Here is a 21,582-nt window from a genome sequence, read left to right on the forward strand (position 1 = left end):
TGATTACTTGGCGATGCGTGCGTGCATCTCCTGCACCGAAGTCACCTGTTCGGTCGGGTCGGCCTTCAGCGCCATCGCGGTGGCGAAGCCGCCGTTCAGGGTGGTGTCGTAATGCACCTTGTACTGCAGCGCACTGCGGCGAATCAGCTTGGAATCCTCAATCGCCTGACGACCTGCCGTGGTGTTAACGATGTAGGTGTACTCGCCATTCTTGATACGGTCCTGAATGTGCGGGCGGCCTTCATGCACCTTGTTGACCAGGCGCGGGTTAATCCCCGCTTCGCCCAGTACCACGGCGGTTCCGTGGGTCGCATCCAGTTCAAAGCCCTGTTTCAGCAGGCTTGCCGCCAGATCCACCACCCGGGCTTTATCACCTTCACGTACCGACAGCAGTGCACGGCCCTGTTTCTTCATGCCTGACTGGCTACCGAGCATCGCCTTGGAGAAGGCTTCTGCGAAGGTACGGCCAACGCCCATCACTTCCCCGGTAGAGCGCATTTCCGGCCCTAAAATCGGGTCGACGCCCGGGAACTTGTTGAACGGCAGCACCACTTCTTTCACCGAGTAGTAAGGCGGGATAACTTCTTCCGTTACGCCCTGCTCGGCCAACGTTTTTCCTGCCATCACGCGTGCCGCCACCTTGGCCAACTGAACACCGGTCGCCTTGGAGACGAATGGCACAGTACGCGCAGCACGTGGGTTGACTTCAATCAGATAGACTTCGTTGTTCTTCACCGCAAACTGCACGTTCATCAGACCACGAACCTGCAGCTCGAACGCCAGTTTCTCAACCTGCTGACGCATCACGTCCTGAATCTCTTTGCTCAGGGTGTAGGCCGGCAGTGAGCACGCGGAGTCACCGGAGTGCACACCCGCCTGTTCGATGTGTTCCATGATGCCGCCAATCAGCACCCGTTCGCCGTCGCAAATCGCGTCGACGTCGACTTCTACCGCGTCATCCAGGAAGCGGTCCAGCAGCACTGGCGCGTCGTTAGAAACGCTAACCGCGTTCTGGAAGTAACGGCGCAGGTCGATGTCATCGTAGACGATTTCCATCGCGCGGCCGCCCAGTACGTAGGAAGGACGAACCACCAGCGGGTAACCGATACCGGCTGCCTTTTCTACCGCCTGTTCGATGGTGGCGACAGTGGCGTTAGCCGGCTGTTTCAAACCAAGACGCTGTACCGCCTGTTGGAAACGCTCACGGTCTTCAGCGCGGTCAATCGCATCCGGGCTGGTACCGATAATCGGCACCCCTGCGGCTTCCAGCTCACGCGCCAACTTCAGCGGAGTCTGACCACCGTACTGCACGATCACGCCTTTCGGCTTCTCGATACGCACGATTTCCAGCACGTCTTCCAGCGTGACCGGCTCGAAGTACAGACGGTCGGAAGTGTCGTAGTCGGTAGACACGGTTTCCGGGTTACAGTTGACCATAATGGTCTCGTAACCGTCTTCGCGCAGCGCCAGCGAGGCGTGTACGCAGCAGTAGTCGAACTCGATGCCCTGGCCGATACGGTTCGGACCGCCGCCCAGCACCATGATTTTCGGACGGTCATTGGTCGGATTGGACTCGCACTCTTCTTCATAGGTGGAGTACATGTAAGCGGTGTCGGTGGCGAATTCCGCCGCGCAGGTATCCACACGCTTGTAAACCGGGTGCAGCCCATAACCGTGGCGCAATTTGCGGATTTCGCTTTCGGCAACGCCGGCCAGAGTGGCCAGGCGCGCATCGGCGAAGCCTTTACGCTTCAGGGTGCGCAGGAACTCTTGCGTTAAACCGTTGATGCCGGTTTCGGCCACCTGCTCTTCCAGGCGTACCAGTTCTTCAATCTGCACCAGGAACCAGCGGTCGACGTTGGTCAGGTTGAATACGCCGTCCACCGACAGGCCGGCGCGGAAGGCATCGGCGATGTACCAGATGCGGTCAGAACCGGCATCTTTCAGTTCACGGCGGATTTTAGTCAGCGCTTCCGGGTCGTCCAGGCTCACTTTAGGGTCAAAACCGGTGGCGCCCACTTCCAGACCGCGCAGCGCTTTTTGCAGCGACTCTTGCTGGGTGCGGCCAATCGCCATCACTTCGCCGACGGATTTCATTTGAGTCGTCAGACGGTCGTTGGCACCGGCAAATTTCTCGAAGTTGAAACGAGGAATTTTGGTTACCACGTAGTCGATAGACGGTTCAAACGAGGCTGGCGTGCGGCCACCGGTGATGTCGTTCATCAGTTCATCGAGGGTATAGCCCACCGCCAGCTTGGCGGCGATTTTGGCAATCGGGAAGCCGGTGGCTTTCGATGCCAGCGCAGAGGAACGGGACACGCGCGGGTTCATTTCGATAACGATCAGGCGGCCGGTTTTCGGGTTAACCGAGAACTGCACGTTGGAGCCACCGGTTTCCACGCCGATTTCACGCAGCACCGCCATCGAGGCGTTACGCATGATTTGGTATTCTTTGTCGGTCAGCGTCTGCGCCGGTGCCACGGTGATTGAGTCACCGGTATGGATGCCCATGGCGTCGAAGTTTTCAATCGAGCAGACGATGATGCAGTTATCATTCTTATCGCGCACCACCTCCATCTCGTACTCTTTCCAGCCAATCAGCGACTCGTCAATCAGCAGCTCTTTGGTCGGTGACAGATCCAGGCCGCGTTCGCAGATCTCTTCGAACTCTTCGCGGTTATAGGCGATACCGCCGCCGCTGCCGCCCATGGTAAAGGAAGGGCGGATGATGCACGGGAAGCCAACGTCAGCGGCAACCGCCAGCGCTTCTTCCATATTGTGCGCAATGCCGGAGCGCGCGGTGTCCAGGCCGATTTTCTTCATCGCCACGTCGAAACGGCGACGGTCTTCGGCTTTATCGATCGCGTCGGCGGTGGCGCCAATCATGGTCACGCCAAATTCGGCCAGCACGCCCTGACGTTCCAACTCCAGCGCGCAGTTCAGTGCGGTCTGGCCGCCCATGGTCGGCAGCACGGCATCCGGACGCTCTTTTTCGATGATTTTGCGTACTACTTTCCAGTGAATCGGCTCGATGTAGGTCGCATCGGCCATTTCCGGGTCAGTCATGATGGTAGCCGGGTTGGAGTTCACCAAAATAACGCGGTAACCCTCTTCGCGCAGCGCTTTACACGCCTGAGCACCCGAGTAGTCGAACTCACACGCCTGGCCGATAACAATCGGGCCAGCGCCGAGGATCAGGATGCTTTTTATGTCTGTACGTTTTGGCATTTTTTACTGCTCCTGATTATTTGGCGTTAGAACGGTAAGTCTCGATCAGTTCGATAAAGTGATCGAACAGCGGCGCAGCATCGTGTGGACCCGGGCTGGCTTCAGGGTGGCCCTGGAAGCTGAACGCCGGTTTGTCGGTGCGGTGAATGCCCTGCACCGTGTGGTCAAACAAGGATTTGTGCGTTACGCGCAGTTCCGCCGGCAGGTTATTTTCGTCCACGGCAAAACCATGGTTCTGCGCGGTGATCATGACGCAGTCTTTATCCAGGTCTTTTACCGGGTGGTTGCCGCCGTGGTGGCCGAGCTTCATCTTCACGGTTTTCGCGCCGCTGGCCAGTGCCAGCAACTGGTGGCCGAGGCAGATGCCAAACACCGGAATGTCGGTTTCCAGGAATTGCTTGATGGCGGTGATGGCGTAATCACAAGGCTCCGGGTCACCCGGGCCGTTGGACAGGAAAATACCGTCCGGATTCATCTTCAACACGTCATCCGCCGGGGTCTGCGCCGGCACTACCGTCAGGCGGCAGCCGCGATCCACCAGCATGCGCAGGATGTTGCGCTTGGCACCGAAGTCGTAAGCCACCACGTGGAACGGCAGCTCGGAGGCCGCTTTGGCTTCCGGCAGTTCGCCTTCCAGCGTCCAGCTGCCTTGCTGCCAGCTGTAAGCTTCCTGGGTGGTCACTTCTTTCGCCAGATCCATGCCTTTCAGGCCCGGGAAACCTTTGGCCTTGGCCAAGGCCAGCGCTGCATCCGGGGTATCGGCAGCAATGATGCAGCCGTTCTGTGCCCCCTTCTCACGCAGCAGGCGGGTCAGCTTGCGGGTATCAATATCGGCGATCGCCACGATGTTATGACGCTTCAGGTAGTCAGACAGGCCTTCTTCGTTGCGGTAGTTGCTGGCAATCAGTGGGAGGTCGCGAATGACGAGGCCTTGGGCGTGTACTGCGGAGGATTCTTCGTCAGCAGCATTGGTGCCGACATTGCCGATATGAGGATAAGTAAGAGTAACGATCTGGCGGGAGTAGGAAGGATCAGTGAGGATTTCTTGATAACCGGTCATCGACGTATTGAAGACCACTTCTCCTACTGCCGTACCCTCTGCCCCGATGGCCCGACCGTGGAATTGGGTTCCGTCTTCGAGAACCAATAGCGCTGACTTAATCAAAACACCCTCCAAGGAATAATCAATCACAATATTTGCATATTAATTCAGATATCGCGATCTAAATCAATGCAAAAACCGCCCTCAAGGTCAATTTTTGGCAAATTGGGCGCATTCTAATGATGAGAGCTCCGCTTGTCTACCCAAAGCGCCATTTTTTCTCTTATTTTTGCACTTCTCGGCGTTTAATAGGGTTAGCAGCCATAAAAACACCGCTAAACTCGGGCGGGTAAACGGTTGCGGGGATGAATGACAGAAAAGCACAATAATGAAGGCTAAATCCAGGGCAAAAAACATCACCGCCGGGTGATTCAGGTAAAAAAACACAATAAAACACACACAAACAACCATGTTACAAACAAAAATAAACATAACTCATGTTTTAAATGTTAAAAAAAATGGACAATAAAATTATTGCCCACTAATCATAGCATTATGATAAATATAACCACATCACGATGGCATAAAAATCAATTACAACTGGTCAAGATTGAGTACGTCTCGCATATCAAACAGGCCTTTATCACGGTTACTTAACCATAATGCTGCCCGTACCGCTCCGCTGGCAAAAGTCATCCGACTGGACGCCTTATGGGTAATCTCCACCCGCTCGCCAATGTCGGCAAACATGGCGGTATGCTCACCCACGATATCGCCTGCACGAACAGTGGCAAAGCCAATGCTCTTCGGATCGCGTTCACCGGTATAACCTTCACGCGCATACACCGCGCACTCTTTAAGATCGCGCCCCAGTGCGCCAGCGATAGCCTCACCCATTGCCAACGCCGTGCCCGAAGGGGCATCCACTTTATGGCGATGGTGCGCTTCAATAATTTCGATATCGGTATAGTCGCCCATCACCTGAGCGGCTTTTTCCAACAGTTTCAGCACCAGATTGACGCCGACGCTGAAGTTGGCGGCAAAGACAATCCCAATCTGCTGCCCGGCGGCTTTGATGGCGTCTTTACCGGCGTCATCAAAGCCGGTAGTGCCAATCACCATGGCTTTTTTATGCTCAACGCAGAAAGCCAGATAGGCCAGGGTGCTTTCCGGGCGGGTGAAGTCGATCAGAATATCGAAATCATCGACCACCTTTTCCAGACTGTCGCTAACGGTCACGCCCAGTGCACCAACGCCCGCCAGTTCACCGGCGTCGGTACCGATCAGGCTTGAACCTGGCCGCGATATCGCTGCCCCCAGCACCACGCCCGGTGCCTGCTGGACCGCCTGGATCAATTGACGGCCCATACGGCCGCCGGAACCCGCAATCGCAATGCGGATTAATGAATCAGTCATACTTTCTCTCTTATTAATTGATTTCATTACCCTAAATAATTGGGGCTGTATCAGGGCGACAAGGGAACTTATCCCGATGAGCTTACTTCAGTAAGTGATTCGGGTAAGTGAGCGCAGTCAACACAGATACAGCTTCAAGTATGACGGGTATATCGGTTCAGGGTAACTGCCTCGCCCTATCACCGCCAGAGGATTCATTTCATAATTAGAAAATTATGATATCTCCCGCATTTCATCAGCAATGCTGTCAATGGGTTAACAATTGACCTAAAAAGTGTCTGTTGCCGATTGTACATAATCATGCAATTTCAATGGCTAAAAACCGCAGGGAAAACCTCTCATTTCATCCACTAAAACCGGCATGGGTACCACCAATCAGTCGCTTAGCTTAGTATATGCCTTAACTGCCGCTTTATTGCCTGAGAGCCACACGGATGAAAATCGCACCCACGACCCTATCGGAAACCCTGACGCAAGATCTGGCACGCCGTATTATCAGGGGTGATTTGCCGCCCGGGCTGTCGTTGCCAGGGGAAAATGAGCTGGCACAGCAGTACGAGGTTTCACGCACCTCGGTACGCAATGCCTTGCAGGTGCTGGCCGCAAAAGGGCTGATTTCTATCCAGGCCAAGAAGCGCAGTACGGTCAATTCACGCCAGCAGTGGAGCTTTTTGGATACCGATGTTCTGGCCTGGCTGGCTGAAGACAGCCTCGATCCGCAGTTGATTGAACAGCTAATGGTCACTCGTTTGATCTTTGAACCCAATATCGCTGCGCTGGCGGCGGTTAATGCCACCGGCCATGATTTAGCGGCGCTCGAAGATGCCTGCAAACTGATGGCGCAAGGGCAGCAACAAGCCAGCCGTGAACTGTTCGAACAGGGCGATATGGCATTTCATCTCGCTTTACTGGGTGCCAGCCATAACCCCTTTTTACATTCATTAGGCAGTGCGCTGTCCGCCGCAATGGCCCTCTCTTTTCAGCAAACGCTGGAAGAGGACGTACGCCTGACCCAAAAAGCCGTCGAAGAACACCAGCAACTGCTGGAGGCTATTCGCTTCAAGCAGGTGGAAAATGCGCGCCAATGCATGCGTGTCATTCTGCTCAACGCGGCCAAAAAGAATCATTGGCATAAACAGCCGGAAATGTTCGCTCATATTATTTAAAAACCTCGCTTTGTCGTAATTCCGATCGCCCTCACAGATTCTAGGTTCTTTTGCCTCTAGCATTCTTGTATTACAAGATTAACTGATTTGTATTACCTGAATGAATGACAAGTGGATTGCTATCGGCTGGGAGACCTAACGCCCGGTCAATCACTCTGAGGAATCGATCATGAAGTTGACTACAGCAACCCCGTCGGCAGAGCAAGCCGCTGAAACACAGGTCTACGGCAAGATCACCCGCCGCCTGATCCCTTTTTTGATCCTGTGTTATTTCTTCGCTTACCTGGACCGCGTTAACGTCGGGTTCGCCAAACTGCATATGCAGGATGCTTTGAACTTCAGTGATACCGTCTATGGCCTGGGCGCCGGTATCTTCTTCATTGGTTATTTTATTTTTGAGTTGCCCAGCAATCTGCTGATGCAACGCTTTGGGCCGCGATTCTGGATAGCCCGCATCATGGCGACCTGGGCAGTACTGTCAGCAACCATGATATTCGTCACCACCCCTACCAGCTTCTATGTATTGCGGTTTTTACTCGGCGTAGCCGAAGCCGGTTTCTTCCCGGGTATCGTGTTCTATTTAACGCTGTGGTTCCCTTCGTGGCGATCCGCCCGCACGCTCGGGCTGTTTATCCTGGTCACCCCGCTGTCGGTGATCATCGGCAGCCCGCTGTCAGGTTTGATCCTCAAGCTGTTCGAAAACGTCGGCGGCTTGCACAACTGGCAGTGGCTATTCCTGATTGAGGCCGTCCCGTCATTAGTCCTGGCCTTTGTGGTGTTGCGTTACCTGGATAACAATGTGGCCGAAGCCAAATGGTTAACTGCCGAAGAGAAAACCCTGGTGCAAGCCGATCTGGCTAAAGATCAGGCCAACCGAGACCTGGCAGCCAACGGCAAAGCGGCTCACAGTCTCAAAGAGATGCTGGCTAACCGGTATGTCTGGCTATTAGCATTGATTTTCTTCAGTTTTAACGTCGGCTACTACGGCATCAGCTTCTGGCTACCTTCCATCATCAAAACCTCGGGCATCAGCGACGATTTGCAAATCGGCCTGCTGGCGGCCCTGCCCTACGTGTTTGGCGCTCTGTTTATGATATGGAACAGCCGACATTCCGATTTGAAACAGGAGCGGCGCTGGCATATCGCCATTCCGGCGGTGATCGGCTGTATCGGGCTCACCCTCAGCGCTTACTGCAGCGGCTCGACCTTCTGGATGATGACCTGGATCTGCATCGCCATGTCCGGCACCCTGGCGCTGATCCCCACCTATATCAGCCTGCCGGGCGCGTTGCTTTCCGGCACTGCCGCCGCCGCCGGCATCGCACTGGTGAATTCCGTCGGCAACCTAGCCGGTTTCTTCGGCCCCACGGTGCTCGGCTGGTTGAAAGACCAAACCGGACAAACCGACAGCGGGTTATACATTTTGGCGGGCTTCCTGCTGCTGTGCGCCCCATTGATCTTCATGCTTCCGGCCAGGTTGATAAACCCAAAGAGAAAACCCTATCAGGCGACTCAGCCTGATGCCGACAGCCCTTTAAATATCACTGAGAGATTTTGATTATGAGCGGATGTGGAACCTGTGGCAGCGGCAGTTGCGGCACGCATTTCAACCCAATTTTGGAGGGGGATGACGGCGCACTGAAACGTGCGCTGTATAAATCGATGGGCCACAGCGATGAGCAATTGCGACGCCCGGTAATCGCCGTGGTTAACAGCTATACCAACGCCACCGCCGGCCACGTCAACCTCAATGAACTGACGGCCAAGGTATTACAGGGTATTGAAGAGGCCGGTGGTGTCGGCATGGTGTTCGGCACTATCGCCCCCTGCGACGGTATTGCCGAAGGGCATCTTGGCATGCGCTATATCCTGGCCGCTCGCGAGGTGATCGCCGCCTCAATTGAAGTGATGATGCGCGCCCATCGTTTCGACGGCATGGTACTGCTGGGATCCTGCGACAAAATTGTGCCTGCCATGCTGATGGCAGCGGCACGGCTGGACGTTCCGGCGATCATGGTCAACGGTGGGCCGATGTATCCGGCGGAATATAAAGGCAAGCACTGGGACGGCAACATCGTCACCGAAGCCATCGGCTGGAAAAAACGCGGCGAAATCGATGAGGCGGAATTCGCTCATATCGAAAATATCGCCGAGCCAGGCCCCGGCTCCTGCACCATGTACGGTACGGCTAACACCATGTGCTGTATCGGCGAAGTTTTGGGTATGAGCCTGCCGGGCAGCAGCACACTGCCGGCGGTATCAGCAGAGCGGCGCGAATGTGCTGTCGAAACCGGCCGTCAGGCAGTGGCGCTGGTGCTCAACGGCATTAACGCACGCCAAATAATCACCGCCGCATCGATCCGCAATGCGATGGTTTATCTACTGGCCACCGGCGGTTCCACCAATGCCATTCTGCATCTGCAAGCCATTCACTACGAAGCGGAATTGGGGCATCTGCCGCTGTCCGCCTTCGATGAGCTGAGTCATCAGGTGCCGCTGGTCGCCTCGCTGTACCCGGCCTCCGAGCATGACATGATTGATTTCTGGGAAGCGGGCGGCGTACCGGCGGTCGAAGTTGAGATTGCCAAACTGCTCGACCTTAACGCCTTGACCGTCACCGGTAAAACCAAGGCTGAGCTACTGGCGAAGACCCCGCCAAGCCGACGTCCTGAGGTCATCCACACCCTGGCCATTCCGGTGCGCAATGAAGCCGGCGTTGCCGTGCTGCACGGCAACCTGTCGCCGCTCGGCTGCGTGGTGAAGCCGGCCGCAGTGCCCGATCGCCTGATGCGTTTTAGTGGCCCCGCCGTGGTGTTCAACAGCGAGCAGGAATCGGTCGACGCCATTATGTCCGGCCAAATTAAACCGGGCAGTGCTCTGGTGTTGCGTTACGAAGGGCCTAAAGGCGGCCCCGGCATGCCGGAAATGTATAAACCGATGAAATCACTGGAAGGTATGGGCCTGTCCGACAGTTGCGCCCTGATCACCGATGGCCGTTTTTCCGGTTCCAACCGCGGGCTGTTTGTCGGCCACATTTCACCTGAGGCGGTGGAGGGCGGCGAACTGGCACTGGTGCAGAACGGAGACCCGATCTCCATCGATATTCCAGCTCGTACCCTAACGCTGCATGTCAGCGAGAGCGAACTGATCCTGCGACGTAAAACCTGGCAACCGGTGGATAAAGAAGTGCCACGCGGTTTCCTGCGGCTTTATCGCCGCTGGGCAATGCCGGCCGCGCAGGGGGCCGTACTGGCTGACCGGGAGGAAGAATAATGAGCCATTATCAAGCCGCAGATATTTGCGGCGTCAATCCTATTGTCGCTATGCCGTTTAAGGCTGACGGCGAGATAGATGAAGCAAGTTTTGTGCGATTGCTGGAGCATTTGGCCGCCACCGGCGTTCAGGGAACGACGCTGTTTGGTATCGCCAGTGAGTTCCCTAAACTGGACGACCGCGAACGCGGCCGCCTGGCAGAAATATTTATCGCCACGCTGGCGGGTGCCCCACTGTACCGCGCGATCTCAGTCACCGATCACAGCAGTGAAGTCGCCGTTAAACGCGCTCGTCATTATCAACAACTGGGCGCGGATGCGTTGATGCTGCTGCCGCCATTTTTCCTGCAGCCCAGTCCACAGGCGATCCAACAGCACATCTTTGCCGTACTGGATGCCGTAGATATCCCGGTGATGGTGCAATACGCGCCGGGCGAAACTGGATTGCCGATCACGCCTCAACAATTGGCTGACGTGGCGGCACGCTATCCCCATGCGGTGTTCAAGATAGAGTGCAATCCCCCGGTGGATTACACCAAAGAATTTCTGCAACTGTCCCCACAAGCCAGTGTGTTAAATGGCTATGCCGGACTTTATATGTTGCAGATGCTGGCGGCGGGCGGTAAAGGTGTGATGCCTGGCTGTTCGTTCAGTGAGGTTTATCTGCGTATTTATCGCCACTGGCAAGCCGACGAAGCTGAAGCGGCGCAGGCGTTACATCAGACGCTATTGCCTTACATTCAGCGCTGGATGGGCCACTGCGAATACATTATTCAGGTTGAGAAGACGATTCTGCAACGGCGCAATATCATTGCCACCGATTACTGTCGTCACCCCGGTTGGCCACTGACCGCTGACGATCGTGCCATGATTGACCGGTTTTTGATTCAGTTCTCTTTGTAGCGAAAGCGGCCGCCTCACGGCGGCCATTTCCCATACCCTCAACGGGTTAACGCTGCAACCTCAGCGGCAATTGCCGTCAGTGCATCGTGACGGGCGTAATCGGCCTGCACCACCGCAGCACGCTGCCGATAAGCCGGCTGCGCCAGAATTTGCTGCACCGCCTGACGCAACAGCCCTTCGTCCGGGGTGCTGGTATGCAAGCTAATGCCGCAGCCCGCCGCCACCACTCTTGCGGCGGCTTCGAGTTTATCTTCGCCGGTTCCCGCGACAATCAAGGGTACCCCCTGATCCAGGGCGTAGTTGATTGAGCCATAGCCACCATTGGTGATCAACAGCACCGCCTGCGGCAGCCAGTGTTCGAAAGAGATGAACTCCCGCACTTTGGCATTCGCGGGCAACAGCGCCAACAACTCGTCAATAGGGCGGCCCCCCGTGGTCGCTAAAACCCTAACCGGCAATTCAGCCAGTGCCTTCAGCGTCGGGACAATCAGCTGGTGCAGATCGACATTCGCCAGCGTCCCCTGCGAAACAATTACCAACGGCCGCCGGTCGGCCTCATCCCATTCATCGGTGGTTTCAAGCGTCGCCGCCGCGCTGCGCAGCGGCCCGATAAAGCGCACGCTACCCGGCAGATCTTCGCGCTGATACTCCAGCGCCGGGGTGGCCAGTTGCAAAAAGCGATCGCAGCCGCCAATCAACGCATCGGTAAAGGGCTGCTGCAGCGGCAGGCCACCAGATTGCGCCATCGCAATATCAAAGCTCCGTTGCACCTCATCAATTAGCGCGCGGGTGTCTTCGTCCACCAACTGTTCGCGCCGCAGCTCTCGTGGCAACAACGCCGGGGGGATTCGAGGCCCATAGAAGATCGAATCCCTTGAGGAATACGACAGCGGCGTTACCCCAATGCCGATTACCGGCGGTCGATCCGCCCTCTGCAACAACGGCAGCACCCCATAAAAGCAGTTTTCCACCATCAACAGGTCAGGATTCTCGGCAGCCAGCACGCTTCGCAACTGCTGATCCAACAGCGGGATCGGGGCGGCGAAGAAGTCTTTCAGCGCCAGTGCCATCTGGGCATTGCCCGGCGGCAGCGCTGCCCGTTCGGGAAAGTGCTGCTCAAGATAGCGGTAGTCGAAATCTACCCGCTCATCAAAGGCGATAAACTGCGCGCCAGCCGCCTCCGCGCGTTGACGAAACAGCGCACCGGTCATCACCCGCACCTGGTGCCCCTGTGCCGTCAGGTGTCGGGCTATGCTCAGCATCGGATAAACGTGGCCGGGCGTGGCCACTGCGGTAATCAGAATACTTGCCATAGGGTTTAAACCTCTGCGTTGGCCGGTTTCAGCGCCTGATTGGCGCACACCGGGTTGCTCTGAATATGCACCCGCTGCAAATGGCGAGCAGAACGCGCGGTAAAGCCTTCGCGCCCGTGCAACAACGAGAAGTTGTCCGCTATCACCACGTCTCCCTGCTGCCACTGATGGGCGTAATAATGACGAGGATCGTAGAGATGCTGTTGCAGGGTCTGATGGAATGCCTCTTGCTGCTCCTGTGGCACCCCGTGATATTCCAGCGCGTGCTGGTTAAGGAACTTTTTGCCCGCGGTCGGCGGCTCGTTGTAGCGCATAATCTGCCCATTGCCGTTCGGATGATCCACTACCAGCGGCGAACGAACCTCACCGCCGTAATGCACCACCTGCTTAATGCGATAAGAGATCGACACTTCCCGCCACTGCGCCAACAGTGACTCATCGGCATTAGCCAACAGGCACGTGGTGTCGACAAAGGTGGTGCGGCCGCCCTCATCCTGTGAAGGTGCTGCCACACAATGGAACAGCTGGAATTCCGGGATGGTCGGCTTGTACATGCCATCCCAGTGCAGCGGCACATAGCTGCTGTCGAAAATATGATCTTTGGCATCCGGATGCTCTTTCACGTCCAGCACCGCTCCGAACGGCCACATCATGATCTCACCCCAGCCGTCGGCATAGCGGGTCAGTACCTGCGGATCGGTAAAACCAGAGTCAAAGCCGCGCAGCACCAGCAGGTGATGCTGCTGGGCCAGTGAACGAAGCATCGCCACCGGCAGTTCGCTGATAGATTGGCCGGGATACTGCGGGGTCAGCACTGCGCCAAAAGGGGTATTGAGTTCAATGCGGCAGTTCAGCATTTGATTTTCCATAGGTCACTCTCCTTGAATCGAATTTGCTGCTCACACGGCTACCGTGCCGTTAAAAGACGCCCGTTAAAGTGGCGGGCGCAAGGTGCTGCATTACGCCATCTGTGGCTGTTCGACCAGGTAATGGCTGGGTGTTCCGCGGATCGCCACCAGTTCGCCCGCCAGCTGCTGCGCGTCCTTGCGCTTCATCAGCACAAACTGTCCGTTAACGTTGGCTGCCACGCCATGCCAGGGAGTCAGCCAGTCGTCTTTGGTCGGCATCATGTGGATGCCCATTTTCAGACTGTCGGCAGGCTGTGGGTGAATCGACAAACGTATTGCCTGCGGGAAATGCTGGGCCAGCAAGTTGCCCCAGGCCCAGCTGCGCTGGATCACACCGCAGGCCCGCTGTTTGGCGTCTTTTTGCAGAGCGGCATTGGAGCCGCTGTAGCCCGGCAGTTGGCTGTCTTCGTACAGGAATCGGGTGATCGCTCGATACAACTGCACCCCCTGCTCGTCCTGCATCAACCGGTGTTTGATCGTTTCCTCCGGCTCAGCGTAGCCGTCAACCAGCAACTGGCGCAGCAGGTCATAGTCGCCGGTATACTTGGCCAGCCCTTCCACGTCACCCAAATTGAAAACGCTCAGATGAGTCGCCCCCACCTCATGCAGCAGGTTTTCAATTTCATGTTGATAGCGGTTGATCGCATCGTCGCTGACATGGATCAAATCACCGAAAACGTGGCCATCGGAACAGATGATGATATGAGCACCCGGCGGGTAATAAAGCTGAATACGCTGACAGAGAGAATTAAGAAATATCAGCGACAATCGTTCGGCCATATCGGGCAATGAACCGATCACCTTATTAGTATTGGGTGATTTTGTCGGGAAGGCAGGCAGAACAAACTCAATGCGCTGCTCATTTTCAATAAATGCCCGAATACGCGGTAATTGCACCAGAGAAACCGCCTGTTCCTCTTCAGCGTTTGAACTTTCCAACCCCGGGAATCGACGCCGATATTGCAATAGTTCATGAAGGATTTTTAACGACACTTGTTCAATACGGGCACTATCCACAATTAACTCCTGTTCAGATGTGGCGCAGGCAACTTATTTGCAAACGCAATAAGACTTATCAAAAAGAGAGAGGCCGAACGGAAAAATCGGACTTACCTCGCGATTTATCTGCTTCAGGCAATATAGAAGAGATAATGCTATATTATTAGCCCTTACAATTAACAATCTTGGTTAAGTTGAACTTAACAAACTATGAGTAATATTCTAAAACGCATGGCTATTTTTTCTAAAGTTGTCGATTGCGGCGCATTCAGCACGGCAGCCAAAGAATTAGGCATTACTACCTCCGCCGTCAGCCAACATATTCGCTTGCTGGAAAACGAGTTGGGCATTCAATTACTTCTGCGTTCTACCCGCTCACTGAGCCTGACCGAGGCCGGGCTGTGTTTTTATGAGGATTGCGTGTTGATGATCCATGCCGCCGAACGCGGGCAACAACGTATTGCCGCGCTACGCGGTGAACTGGCCGGAGAGCTGCGCGTCGCCACCTCTACGGAGTTTGCCACTCATTATCTGGTGCCGGCGCTGCAAAGCTTCCTCGACGAGCACCCGCGCATCACGCTGAGGCTGGAAATTCATGATGAAAAGATTGACCTGATAAACCAGCGTATTGATCTGGCGATCCGTGGCGGCGTATTGGCTGATTCCAGTTATGTCTCAACCCGTCTGGCGCGCTTTCGCGAAGTGCTGTGTGCCTCGCCAGCCTACCTTGCCAACCACGGCATGCCAGAAACGCCACAGGCGTTGACGCACCATCAATGGGTCACTTTTACCCCCCTGGGGAACCCACAATTTGTTCGTCTGCTCCACCCTGATGGCGACGAGCATCGGCTGCGCATGACCGGACGTTTATTTACCAATAACGGCATGGCAATGAAAGAATTGGCGCTGGCCGGTAAAGGGATCATCCGTAATTTCTTCGTCAATGTTGAAAAGGAATTGAACCGAGGTGAGTTGGTCGAGGTACTGCCAGAGTGGCGCCTGCCCGATATTAGTTGCTATGCAATTATGCCGCGCAGGGACAGCCAACCATTAAAGGTCCGTCGTTTACTTGAACATATGAAAATCCATTTACAGAAAAAAGAGCAAAACTCCGTAGATCAGTTACGAACTTAATAAAATAAGAAACATCTGTAACATCAATTAATTTAGTTATTTAACCTTCAGCCCCTTGCTGACCAGCACCAGAGTTTATTTAGATTGCAGCCTAATGATATTAACCTTAATAACTTTATCACTGTCTATATAATCATTCCCTTTGCCATTAATTCAAATTGTCAGAACAAATTTGACTTTAAGTAACAGTAAATTTGAATCTGTCACTCTTCAAACTCATTTTTAATAATTTCATTGCCGGGTATCCTTCCCTAAAAACAAAACGGAGAGCCGAAGCTCCCCGTTCTCTTATATATGCCCGATGCTGATTAATCGACCTGTTTGATATCAACCCGCAGCTCTTTCGGTACTTCGAACACGATGTTCTCTTCACGACCGCTGACTTCCTGCACGTTGACACCGCCCAGCGCTTTCAGGCGACTGATCACATCCTGTACCAGCACATCAGGTGCAGAAGCCCCAGCGGTAACGCCGATATTATGGGCGTCCTTCAGCCAGGCTTCCTGAATGTCAGCCGCGGAATCTATCAGGTATGCCGGCTTGCCAACACGCTGCGCCAATTCTGCCAGACGGTTGGAGTTGGAGGAGTTTTTCGACCCCACCACCAGCACCACGTCCGCATCCCCGGCCAGGTTGCGTACCGCTTCCTGACGGTTGGTAGTGGCGTAGCAGATGTCGTCCTTGCGCGGCCCGATAATATTCGGGAAACGCTGGCGCAGGGCATCAATCACCTCAGAAGTGTCGTCCACCGACAGCGTGGTTTGCGTCATAAAGCACAGGTTGCTTTCATCCTTCACCTGCAGCTTCCACACGTCGTCCGGTGACTCCACCAGGTACATGCCGCCCTTCGGGTTGCTGTACTGGCCCATGGTACCTTCCACTTCCGGGTGACCGGCGTGGCCGATCAGGACAGCCTCGGTGCCACGGCGGCTGGCTCGCGCCACCTCCATATGCACCTTGGTCACCAGCGGGCAGGTGGCGTCAAACAGCATGGTTAAATCACGCGCCTTGGCTTCTGCCCTTACTGCCTGGGAAACCCCGTGCGCCGAGAAGATCAGAATCGACCCGTCCGGCACTTCGGTGATTTCCTCAATAAACACCGCCCCACGCTCACGCAGACTATCCACCACGTAGCGGTTATGCACCACTTCGTGACGCACGTAGATAGGCGCGCCGTAAATTTCCAACGCGCGTTCAACGATACTGATCGCACGATCAACCCCGGCGCAAAAGCCGCGTGGGTTAGCCAGCAATATTTGCATGCGTCTCCTCCTGCTGCGGGTCAATCTCCAGTACTTCAATATCGAAGGTGACCGGATGGCCCGCCAGCGGATGGTTGAAATCAACGGTAATCGAATCTTCCGCCACCTCACGCACCACGCCCGGCATTTCGCTGCCGTCGACAGCGGTAAACAGCATGATGGTGCCCGCGTCCGGTACGCCGGTTTCCGTAAAGTCGCGGCGTGAAAAGAACTGGACCAGGTCCGGGTTCTCTTCACCGAACGCTGCTTCCGGTTGCAGGGTAAAGGCGCACTTGTCGCCCGCACTCAGACCGAGTAACTGCGCCTCCAGCGGCTCGGACAGGCTGCCGTCGCCCAGACGAAACAACGCCGGTTTACCGTTGCCACGAGTGGATTCTGCCGTCGTTCCGTCTTCCAGTTTCAGCGTGAAGTGAACCAATACTTCGCTGTCGCCCTTAACCTGAGCCGTCATATTACTCACCTTTGCTCTTTGCGCTTTTTTTCGCCGGTGACAAGAAGCCTTCCAGCACGATCATCGCCGCCCCCACGCAGATAAAGCTATCCGCCAGGTTGAAGGTCGGGTAGTGCCAGTTGCCCACATAGAAGTCGATAAAATCGACCACGAAGCCGTGCCACAAGCGATCAAACAGGTTACCGAGCGCTCCACCGATGATAAATGCGTAGGCAATGTTGTTCAGCTTTTGCTGCGCCGAACTGCGGTACATCATCACCAGTAGCACCGCCACGATGGCGACGGCAATACCGGCGAAGAACCAGCGCTGCCAGCCGCCGTGATCGGCGAGGAAGCTGAACGCGGCACCGTAGTTACGCGCATAAAACAGATTGAACGACGGGATCAGCGACTGGGACTGGCCCAACGCGAAGTTACCGAGGATCCACTGCTTGCTGGCAAAATCCAGCACCAGCACTACCACTACCAGCCACAGCCAGCGCAAGCCGGTCGAACAAATAGGTTTACTCATTAGGCAAACTTACGCTTTTCGCCGTCGCCGGCTACGTTGACAACACAGCGGCCGCAGAGATCTGCGTGCTCCGCCACCAGGCCGATATCGGTGGTGTAATGCCAGCAACGCGGGCACTTCTCACCTTCTGCGGTGCTGAAGGCAATTTTCAGGCCTTTCACCAGCTCTGCAGCTTGTGCTTCCGCCGGCGCATCCGCCAGAGGCGCAACGCGCGCGCCGGAAGTCAGCAGCACAAAACGCAGTTCATCCTGCAGGCTGTTGAGGCGTTCAGCCAGTTCGCTATCGGCATACAGCGTCACCGCGGCTTCCAGAGAACCGCCGAGGCGTTTGTCAGCACGAGCCTGTTCCAGCACCTTGTTCACTTCGCCACGCACTTTAAGCAGCTCGGCCCAGAAGCTATCGTTCATGCCTTCGCCTTCGGCCAGACCGAATAGGCCGTCGTACCACTCTTCAGTGAACACGTACTGCGCGCGTTTACCCGGCAGGAAGGCCCAGATTTCATCGGCAGTGAACGACATGATCGGTGCCATCCAGCGAACCAGCGCTTCTGCGATATGGAACAAGGCAGTCTGGCAGCTACGACGGGCGACGCTGTCGCTCTTCGCGGTGTACTGACGGTCCTTGATGATATCCAGATAGAAGGAGCCCATCTCAACCGAACAGAACTGCATCAGACGCTGTACCACTTCATGGAAATCGTAATTGGCGTAAGCCTTTTCGATATCCTGCTGCGCCGCCAGTGCACGACCCACTGCCCAGCGATCCAGGACTACCATCTCTTCCGGCGCCACGCAGTCGGTGCTCGGCTCAAACCCGTTCAGGTTGGCCAGCAGGAAGCGCGCGGTGTTACGGATGCGGCGGTAAGAATCGGCGGAACGTTTCAGGATCTCGTCCGACACGGCAATTTCACCGGTGTAGTCGGTAGAAGCAACCCACAGGCGCAGGATGTCGCCACCCAGCTTGTTCATCACGTCCTGTGGACTGATGGTATTGCCGATCGACTTGGACATCTTGCGGCCCTGACCGTCCACGGTGAAGCCGTGGGTCAGAACTTCTTTATACGGTGCCTTGCCCTTCATCGCAGTGGAGATCATCAGTGATGACATAAACCAGCCGCGGTGTTGGTCGGAGCCTTCCAGATACATGTCGGCGCCATGGCCATTGAACTCGGGACGAACGTCGACCACGGAAGAGTGGGTCGAACCGGAGTCGAACCAGACGTCCAGGGTGTCTGGCACTTTCACGTAATCGGCAGCATCCGCACCGAGAATGTCGGCCGCGTCCAGATCCCACCAGGCCTGAATACCGTCCTGCTCAACGCGCTTGGCCACTTCTTCCATCAGCTCAACGCTGCGTGGATGCAGTTGCTCGGTGTCTTTATGCACAAACAGTGACATCGGCACGCCCCAGGTACGCTGGCGCGAAATACACCAGTCCGGGCGGTTGGCAACCATGGTTTCGATGCGCGCCTGGCCCCATTCAGGGATCCATTGCACGCCTTTGATCTCTTCCAGTGACTGCTTGCGCAGGCCTTTCTGATCCATGCTGATGAACCATTGAGGGGTCGCACGGAAGATAATCGGCGTTTTGTGGCGCCAGCAGCACGGGTAGCTGTGAACCAGTTTTTCCACGTGCAGCAATGCGCCTTTCTCACGCAGCAGATCAACGATCAAATCGTTGGCCTTGAACACAAACTTGCCATCCAGCAGTGGATGGGTACCGGTCAGATAGCAGCCGTTCGGCCCTACCGGATTGGCGATTTCCAGACCGTATTTCTGGCTGATGACAAAGTCATCCGGGCCATGGCCACCGGCGGTGTGTACCGCACCGGTACCGGCATCCAGCGTAACGTGTTCACCCATGATCGCCGGCACGTCGAAGCCCATGAACGGGTGTTCGAAACGCATCAGCTCCAGATCGGCACCCTTGCAATTGCCCAGGACTTCCCAATGGGTAATGCCGGCGCGTTTCATTACGCTTTCCACCAGCTCAGCCGCCAGGATCAGGCACTGGCCTTCTACCTGAACCAGCTGGTAGGCAAATTCCGGATGCAGTGAGATGGCGCGGTTAGCCGGCAGCGTCCACGGGGTAGTGGTCCAGATCACCAGAGAAACCGGGCCGTTGAAGCTGGCCACATCAAACTTGGCAGCCACGGCAGCCGCGTCTACCGCGTGGAAAGCCACATCGATAGACGGCGAAGTTTTGTCGTAATACTCTACTTCCGCTTCCGCAAGGGAAGAGCGGCAATCGGTACACCAGTGCACCGGCTTGGCGCCTTTCAGCAGGTGGCCGTTGCTGATGATTTTGCCCAGCGCACGGATGATGTTGGCTTCGGTTTTGAAGTCCATGGTCAGGTACGGGCGATCCCAGTCACCCAGCACGCCCAGGCGGATGAAGTCTTTCTTCTGGCCTTCAACCTGCTCAGCGGCGTACTCACGACACTTGATACGGAATTCTGCCGCAGTGAGTTTTTCACCCGGCTTACCGTACAGTTGCTCGACCTTTAGTTCGATCGGCAGGCCGTGGCAGTCCCAACCCGGAATGTAAGGCGAGTCGAAACCGGACATCCCTTTCGACTTGATAATAATGTCTTTGAGAATCTTGTTAACCGAGTGACCAATGTGAATGCTGCCGTTCGCATACGGAGGGCCGTCATGCAGAATGAAGGATTTCTTGCCCTTTTTGGCAGTACGAATCATCCCGTACAGATCCTGTTCATACCAACGTTGCAGCATGCCAGGTTCACGCTTGGCCAGATCGCCGCGCATCGGGAACCCTGTTTCCGGCAAGTTCAGGGTATTCTTGTAGTCACTCATGAGATTCTCGTTTCCGTTTTCGGCTATTTACCCGTCACACTTCAAGCGGCATCTTTGTTGGCTGCCCTTTCTTACCCGAATCACTTACCTGTGCAAGCTCATCGGGGTTCGCGCGGTTGCCGCCGCGATGCCACTCGAAGTGTTTAGGATAAACGATTAAACCAGTGTTTTTAACCCGAAGAACTTCCGGGCCGTCACCACATCATTGGCGATTTGCTGCTTCAGCGCATCGAGCGAAGCAAAACGCTGTTCATTGCGCAATTTCGCGCGGAGCACCACGTCTATATGGTGCCCGTAAAGATCCATTGTGACATCCAGCAGGTGGACTTCCAGCTGCTGTCGCACGCCGGCAACGGTTGGGCGTGTACCAATATTGGCCACGCCGGGGAGCGGTTCAGGCCCCAGGCCATAAACTTCTACCGCATAGACTCCCTTCACCGGGGCAACCAGGCGTTTCAGCGGCAGGTTGGCGGTGGGAAAGCCGATGGTACGGCCCAGTTCATCGCCATGTACCACCCGACCAGAAATACTGTACGGGTGACCCAATAGCGTTTCAGCCAATGCCAGGTCGTCATCGCGCAGCGCATTGCGGATTGCCGTGCTGCTGATACGTTGATCGCCCTCGCGGAAGGTCGGCGTGCTGATCACTTCAAAACCGTATTCTTTCCCGGCTTTTTGCAATAGCGGAAAATCGCCCTGGCGGGTCGCGCCAAAGCGAAAATCATCCCCGACCATCAGGAATTTCACGCCCAGTTTCTCCACCAGCAGTTCGGCAACAAATGCCTGTGCCGTATTGGCAGCGAAACGCGGGTCGAACTTGACGCACAACAGGTAGTCAACGCCCGCCTGCGCCAGATACTTGGCCTTGTCACGCAAACGCGTGAGACGGGCCGGTGCCTTGTCCGCTGCAAACATTTCCAGCGGCTGCGGCTCAAAGATCATGACCATCACTGGCAGCCCGAGGCGTTGCCCCTCTTGTTTCAGCTGCTCCAGCAACGCCTGGTGACCGCGGTGTACGCCGTCAAAGTTGCCGATGGTGAGCACGCAACCATGGTGGCGTGCCCGGATATTGTGAATGCCGCGAATTAGCTCCATAGCTGGCTCAAAACAGTGGAAATCGCCGGATTATACCTTGTACAGCGGTTAAGGTTAACCCGCGAT

The 21,582-nt window shown here is 55.7% G+C and carries 16 protein-coding genes; 5 read left to right on the forward strand and 11 right to left on the reverse strand.

Features of this window, described 5'->3' with window-relative positions:
• Window positions 1-3 precede the first annotated feature (3 nt).
• The 3 genes from carB to dapB form a co-directional block, all read right to left on the reverse strand.
• Window positions 4-3,228 carry a carbamoyl-phosphate synthase large subunit gene (carB, locus tag OCH02_RS13880; protein WP_135315069.1) on the reverse strand — a complete coding sequence of 1,075 codons (3,225 nt, stop codon included), beginning with the start codon at window positions 3,226-3,228 and terminating at the stop codon, window positions 4-6.
• A 16-nt stretch (window positions 3,229-3,244) separates the two neighbouring features.
• Complete coding sequence (gene carA, locus OCH02_RS13885; RefSeq protein ID WP_261431729.1) at window positions 3,245-4,393, reverse strand: glutamine-hydrolyzing carbamoyl-phosphate synthase small subunit; 1,149 nt, start codon at window positions 4,391-4,393, stop codon at window positions 3,245-3,247.
• A 471-nt stretch (window positions 4,394-4,864) separates the two neighbouring features.
• Window positions 4,865-5,686, reverse strand: coding sequence for a 4-hydroxy-tetrahydrodipicolinate reductase (gene dapB / locus OCH02_RS13890; protein WP_261431730.1), 822 nt, complete (start codon window positions 5,684-5,686; stop codon window positions 4,865-4,867).
• Window positions 5,687-6,120: 434 nt separating this feature from the next.
• Here dapB and OCH02_RS13895 point away from each other — a divergent pair, with 434 nt between their 5' ends.
• The 4 genes from OCH02_RS13895 to OCH02_RS13910 all read left to right on the forward strand — a co-directional run bounded on the left by OCH02_RS13895 (window position 6,121) and on the right by OCH02_RS13910 (window position 11,027).
• The gene (locus tag OCH02_RS13895; protein ID WP_261431731.1) at window positions 6,121-6,852 is read left to right on the forward strand and encodes a FadR/GntR family transcriptional regulator; all 732 of its coding nucleotides are present in this window, start codon (window positions 6,121-6,123) and stop codon (window positions 6,850-6,852) included.
• Window positions 6,853-7,021: 169 nt separating this feature from the next.
• Window positions 7,022-8,410 carry an MFS transporter gene (locus OCH02_RS13900; RefSeq protein ID WP_261431732.1) on the forward strand — a complete coding sequence of 463 codons (1,389 nt, stop codon included), beginning with the start codon at window positions 7,022-7,024 and terminating at the stop codon, window positions 8,408-8,410.
• A gap of 2 nt (window positions 8,411-8,412) precedes the next feature.
• Window positions 8,413-10,125, forward strand: a complete 1,713-nt coding sequence (gene ilvD / locus OCH02_RS13905; RefSeq protein WP_261431734.1) for a dihydroxy-acid dehydratase — start codon at window positions 8,413-8,415, stop codon at window positions 10,123-10,125.
• On the forward strand, window positions 10,125-11,027 hold the full coding sequence (locus OCH02_RS13910) for a dihydrodipicolinate synthase family protein (protein ID WP_261431735.1): 903 nt from the start codon (window positions 10,125-10,127) through the stop codon (window positions 11,025-11,027). Before ilvD ends, OCH02_RS13910 begins: the two co-directional genes overlap by 1 nt.
• A 38-nt stretch (window positions 11,028-11,065) precedes the next feature.
• On the opposite strand, the gene OCH02_RS13915 is transcribed toward OCH02_RS13910, so the two are convergent.
• The 3 genes from OCH02_RS13915 to pvcA form a co-directional block, all read right to left on the reverse strand.
• Complete coding sequence (locus OCH02_RS13915; RefSeq protein ID WP_261431736.1) at window positions 11,066-12,340, reverse strand: glycosyltransferase; 1,275 nt, start codon at window positions 12,338-12,340, stop codon at window positions 11,066-11,068.
• 5 nt (window positions 12,341-12,345) lie between these two features.
• The gene (locus tag OCH02_RS13920) at window positions 12,346-13,209 is read right to left on the reverse strand and encodes a TauD/TfdA dioxygenase family protein (RefSeq protein WP_261431737.1); all 864 of its coding nucleotides are present in this window, start codon (window positions 13,207-13,209) and stop codon (window positions 12,346-12,348) included.
• Window positions 13,210-13,299: 90 nt separating this feature from the next.
• Entirely contained in the window at window positions 13,300-14,265 is a 966-nt protein-coding gene (pvcA, locus tag OCH02_RS13925) for an L-tyrosine isonitrile synthase (protein WP_261431738.1), read from the reverse strand.
• 192 nt (window positions 14,266-14,457) lie between these two features.
• Between pvcA and OCH02_RS13930 the strand changes: the two genes are divergently transcribed.
• Window positions 14,458-15,381: a LysR family transcriptional regulator gene (locus tag OCH02_RS13930; RefSeq protein ID WP_261431739.1), complete on the forward strand. Its 924-nt coding sequence runs from the start codon at window positions 14,458-14,460 to the stop codon at window positions 15,379-15,381.
• A 308-nt stretch (window positions 15,382-15,689) separates the two neighbouring features.
• Here the strand turns inward: OCH02_RS13930 and ispH are convergent, their stop codons facing one another.
• The 5 genes from ispH to ribF all read right to left on the reverse strand — a co-directional run bounded on the left by ispH (window position 15,690) and on the right by ribF (window position 21,516).
• Entirely contained in the window at window positions 15,690-16,643 is a 954-nt protein-coding gene (gene ispH / locus OCH02_RS13935) for a 4-hydroxy-3-methylbut-2-enyl diphosphate reductase (protein ID WP_261431740.1), read from the reverse strand.
• Entirely contained in the window at window positions 16,624-17,094 is a 471-nt protein-coding gene (gene fkpB / locus OCH02_RS13940) for an FKBP-type peptidyl-prolyl cis-trans isomerase (protein WP_261431741.1), read from the reverse strand. The genes ispH and fkpB overlap by 20 nt, the downstream gene beginning before the upstream one ends.
• A 1-nt stretch (window position 17,095) precedes the next feature.
• Window positions 17,096-17,605 (reverse strand): signal peptidase II, encoded by a 510-nt coding sequence (gene lspA / locus OCH02_RS13945; RefSeq protein ID WP_261092379.1) that lies wholly within the window; start codon window positions 17,603-17,605, stop codon window positions 17,096-17,098.
• Window positions 17,605-20,421 (reverse strand): isoleucine--tRNA ligase, encoded by a 2,817-nt coding sequence (ileS, locus tag OCH02_RS13950; RefSeq protein WP_261431742.1) that lies wholly within the window; start codon window positions 20,419-20,421, stop codon window positions 17,605-17,607. Before ileS ends, lspA begins: the two co-directional genes overlap by 1 nt.
• A gap of 156 nt (window positions 20,422-20,577) precedes the next feature.
• Window positions 20,578-21,516: a bifunctional riboflavin kinase/FAD synthetase gene (gene ribF / locus OCH02_RS13955; protein ID WP_261431743.1), complete on the reverse strand. Its 939-nt coding sequence runs from the start codon at window positions 21,514-21,516 to the stop codon at window positions 20,578-20,580.
• Between the last annotated feature and the right edge of the window lie 66 nt (window positions 21,517-21,582).

It is taken from the genome of Serratia quinivorans, from assembly GCF_946227985.1.
Taxonomy (GTDB): Bacteria; Pseudomonadota; Gammaproteobacteria; order Enterobacterales; family Enterobacteriaceae; genus Serratia; species Serratia quinivorans_A.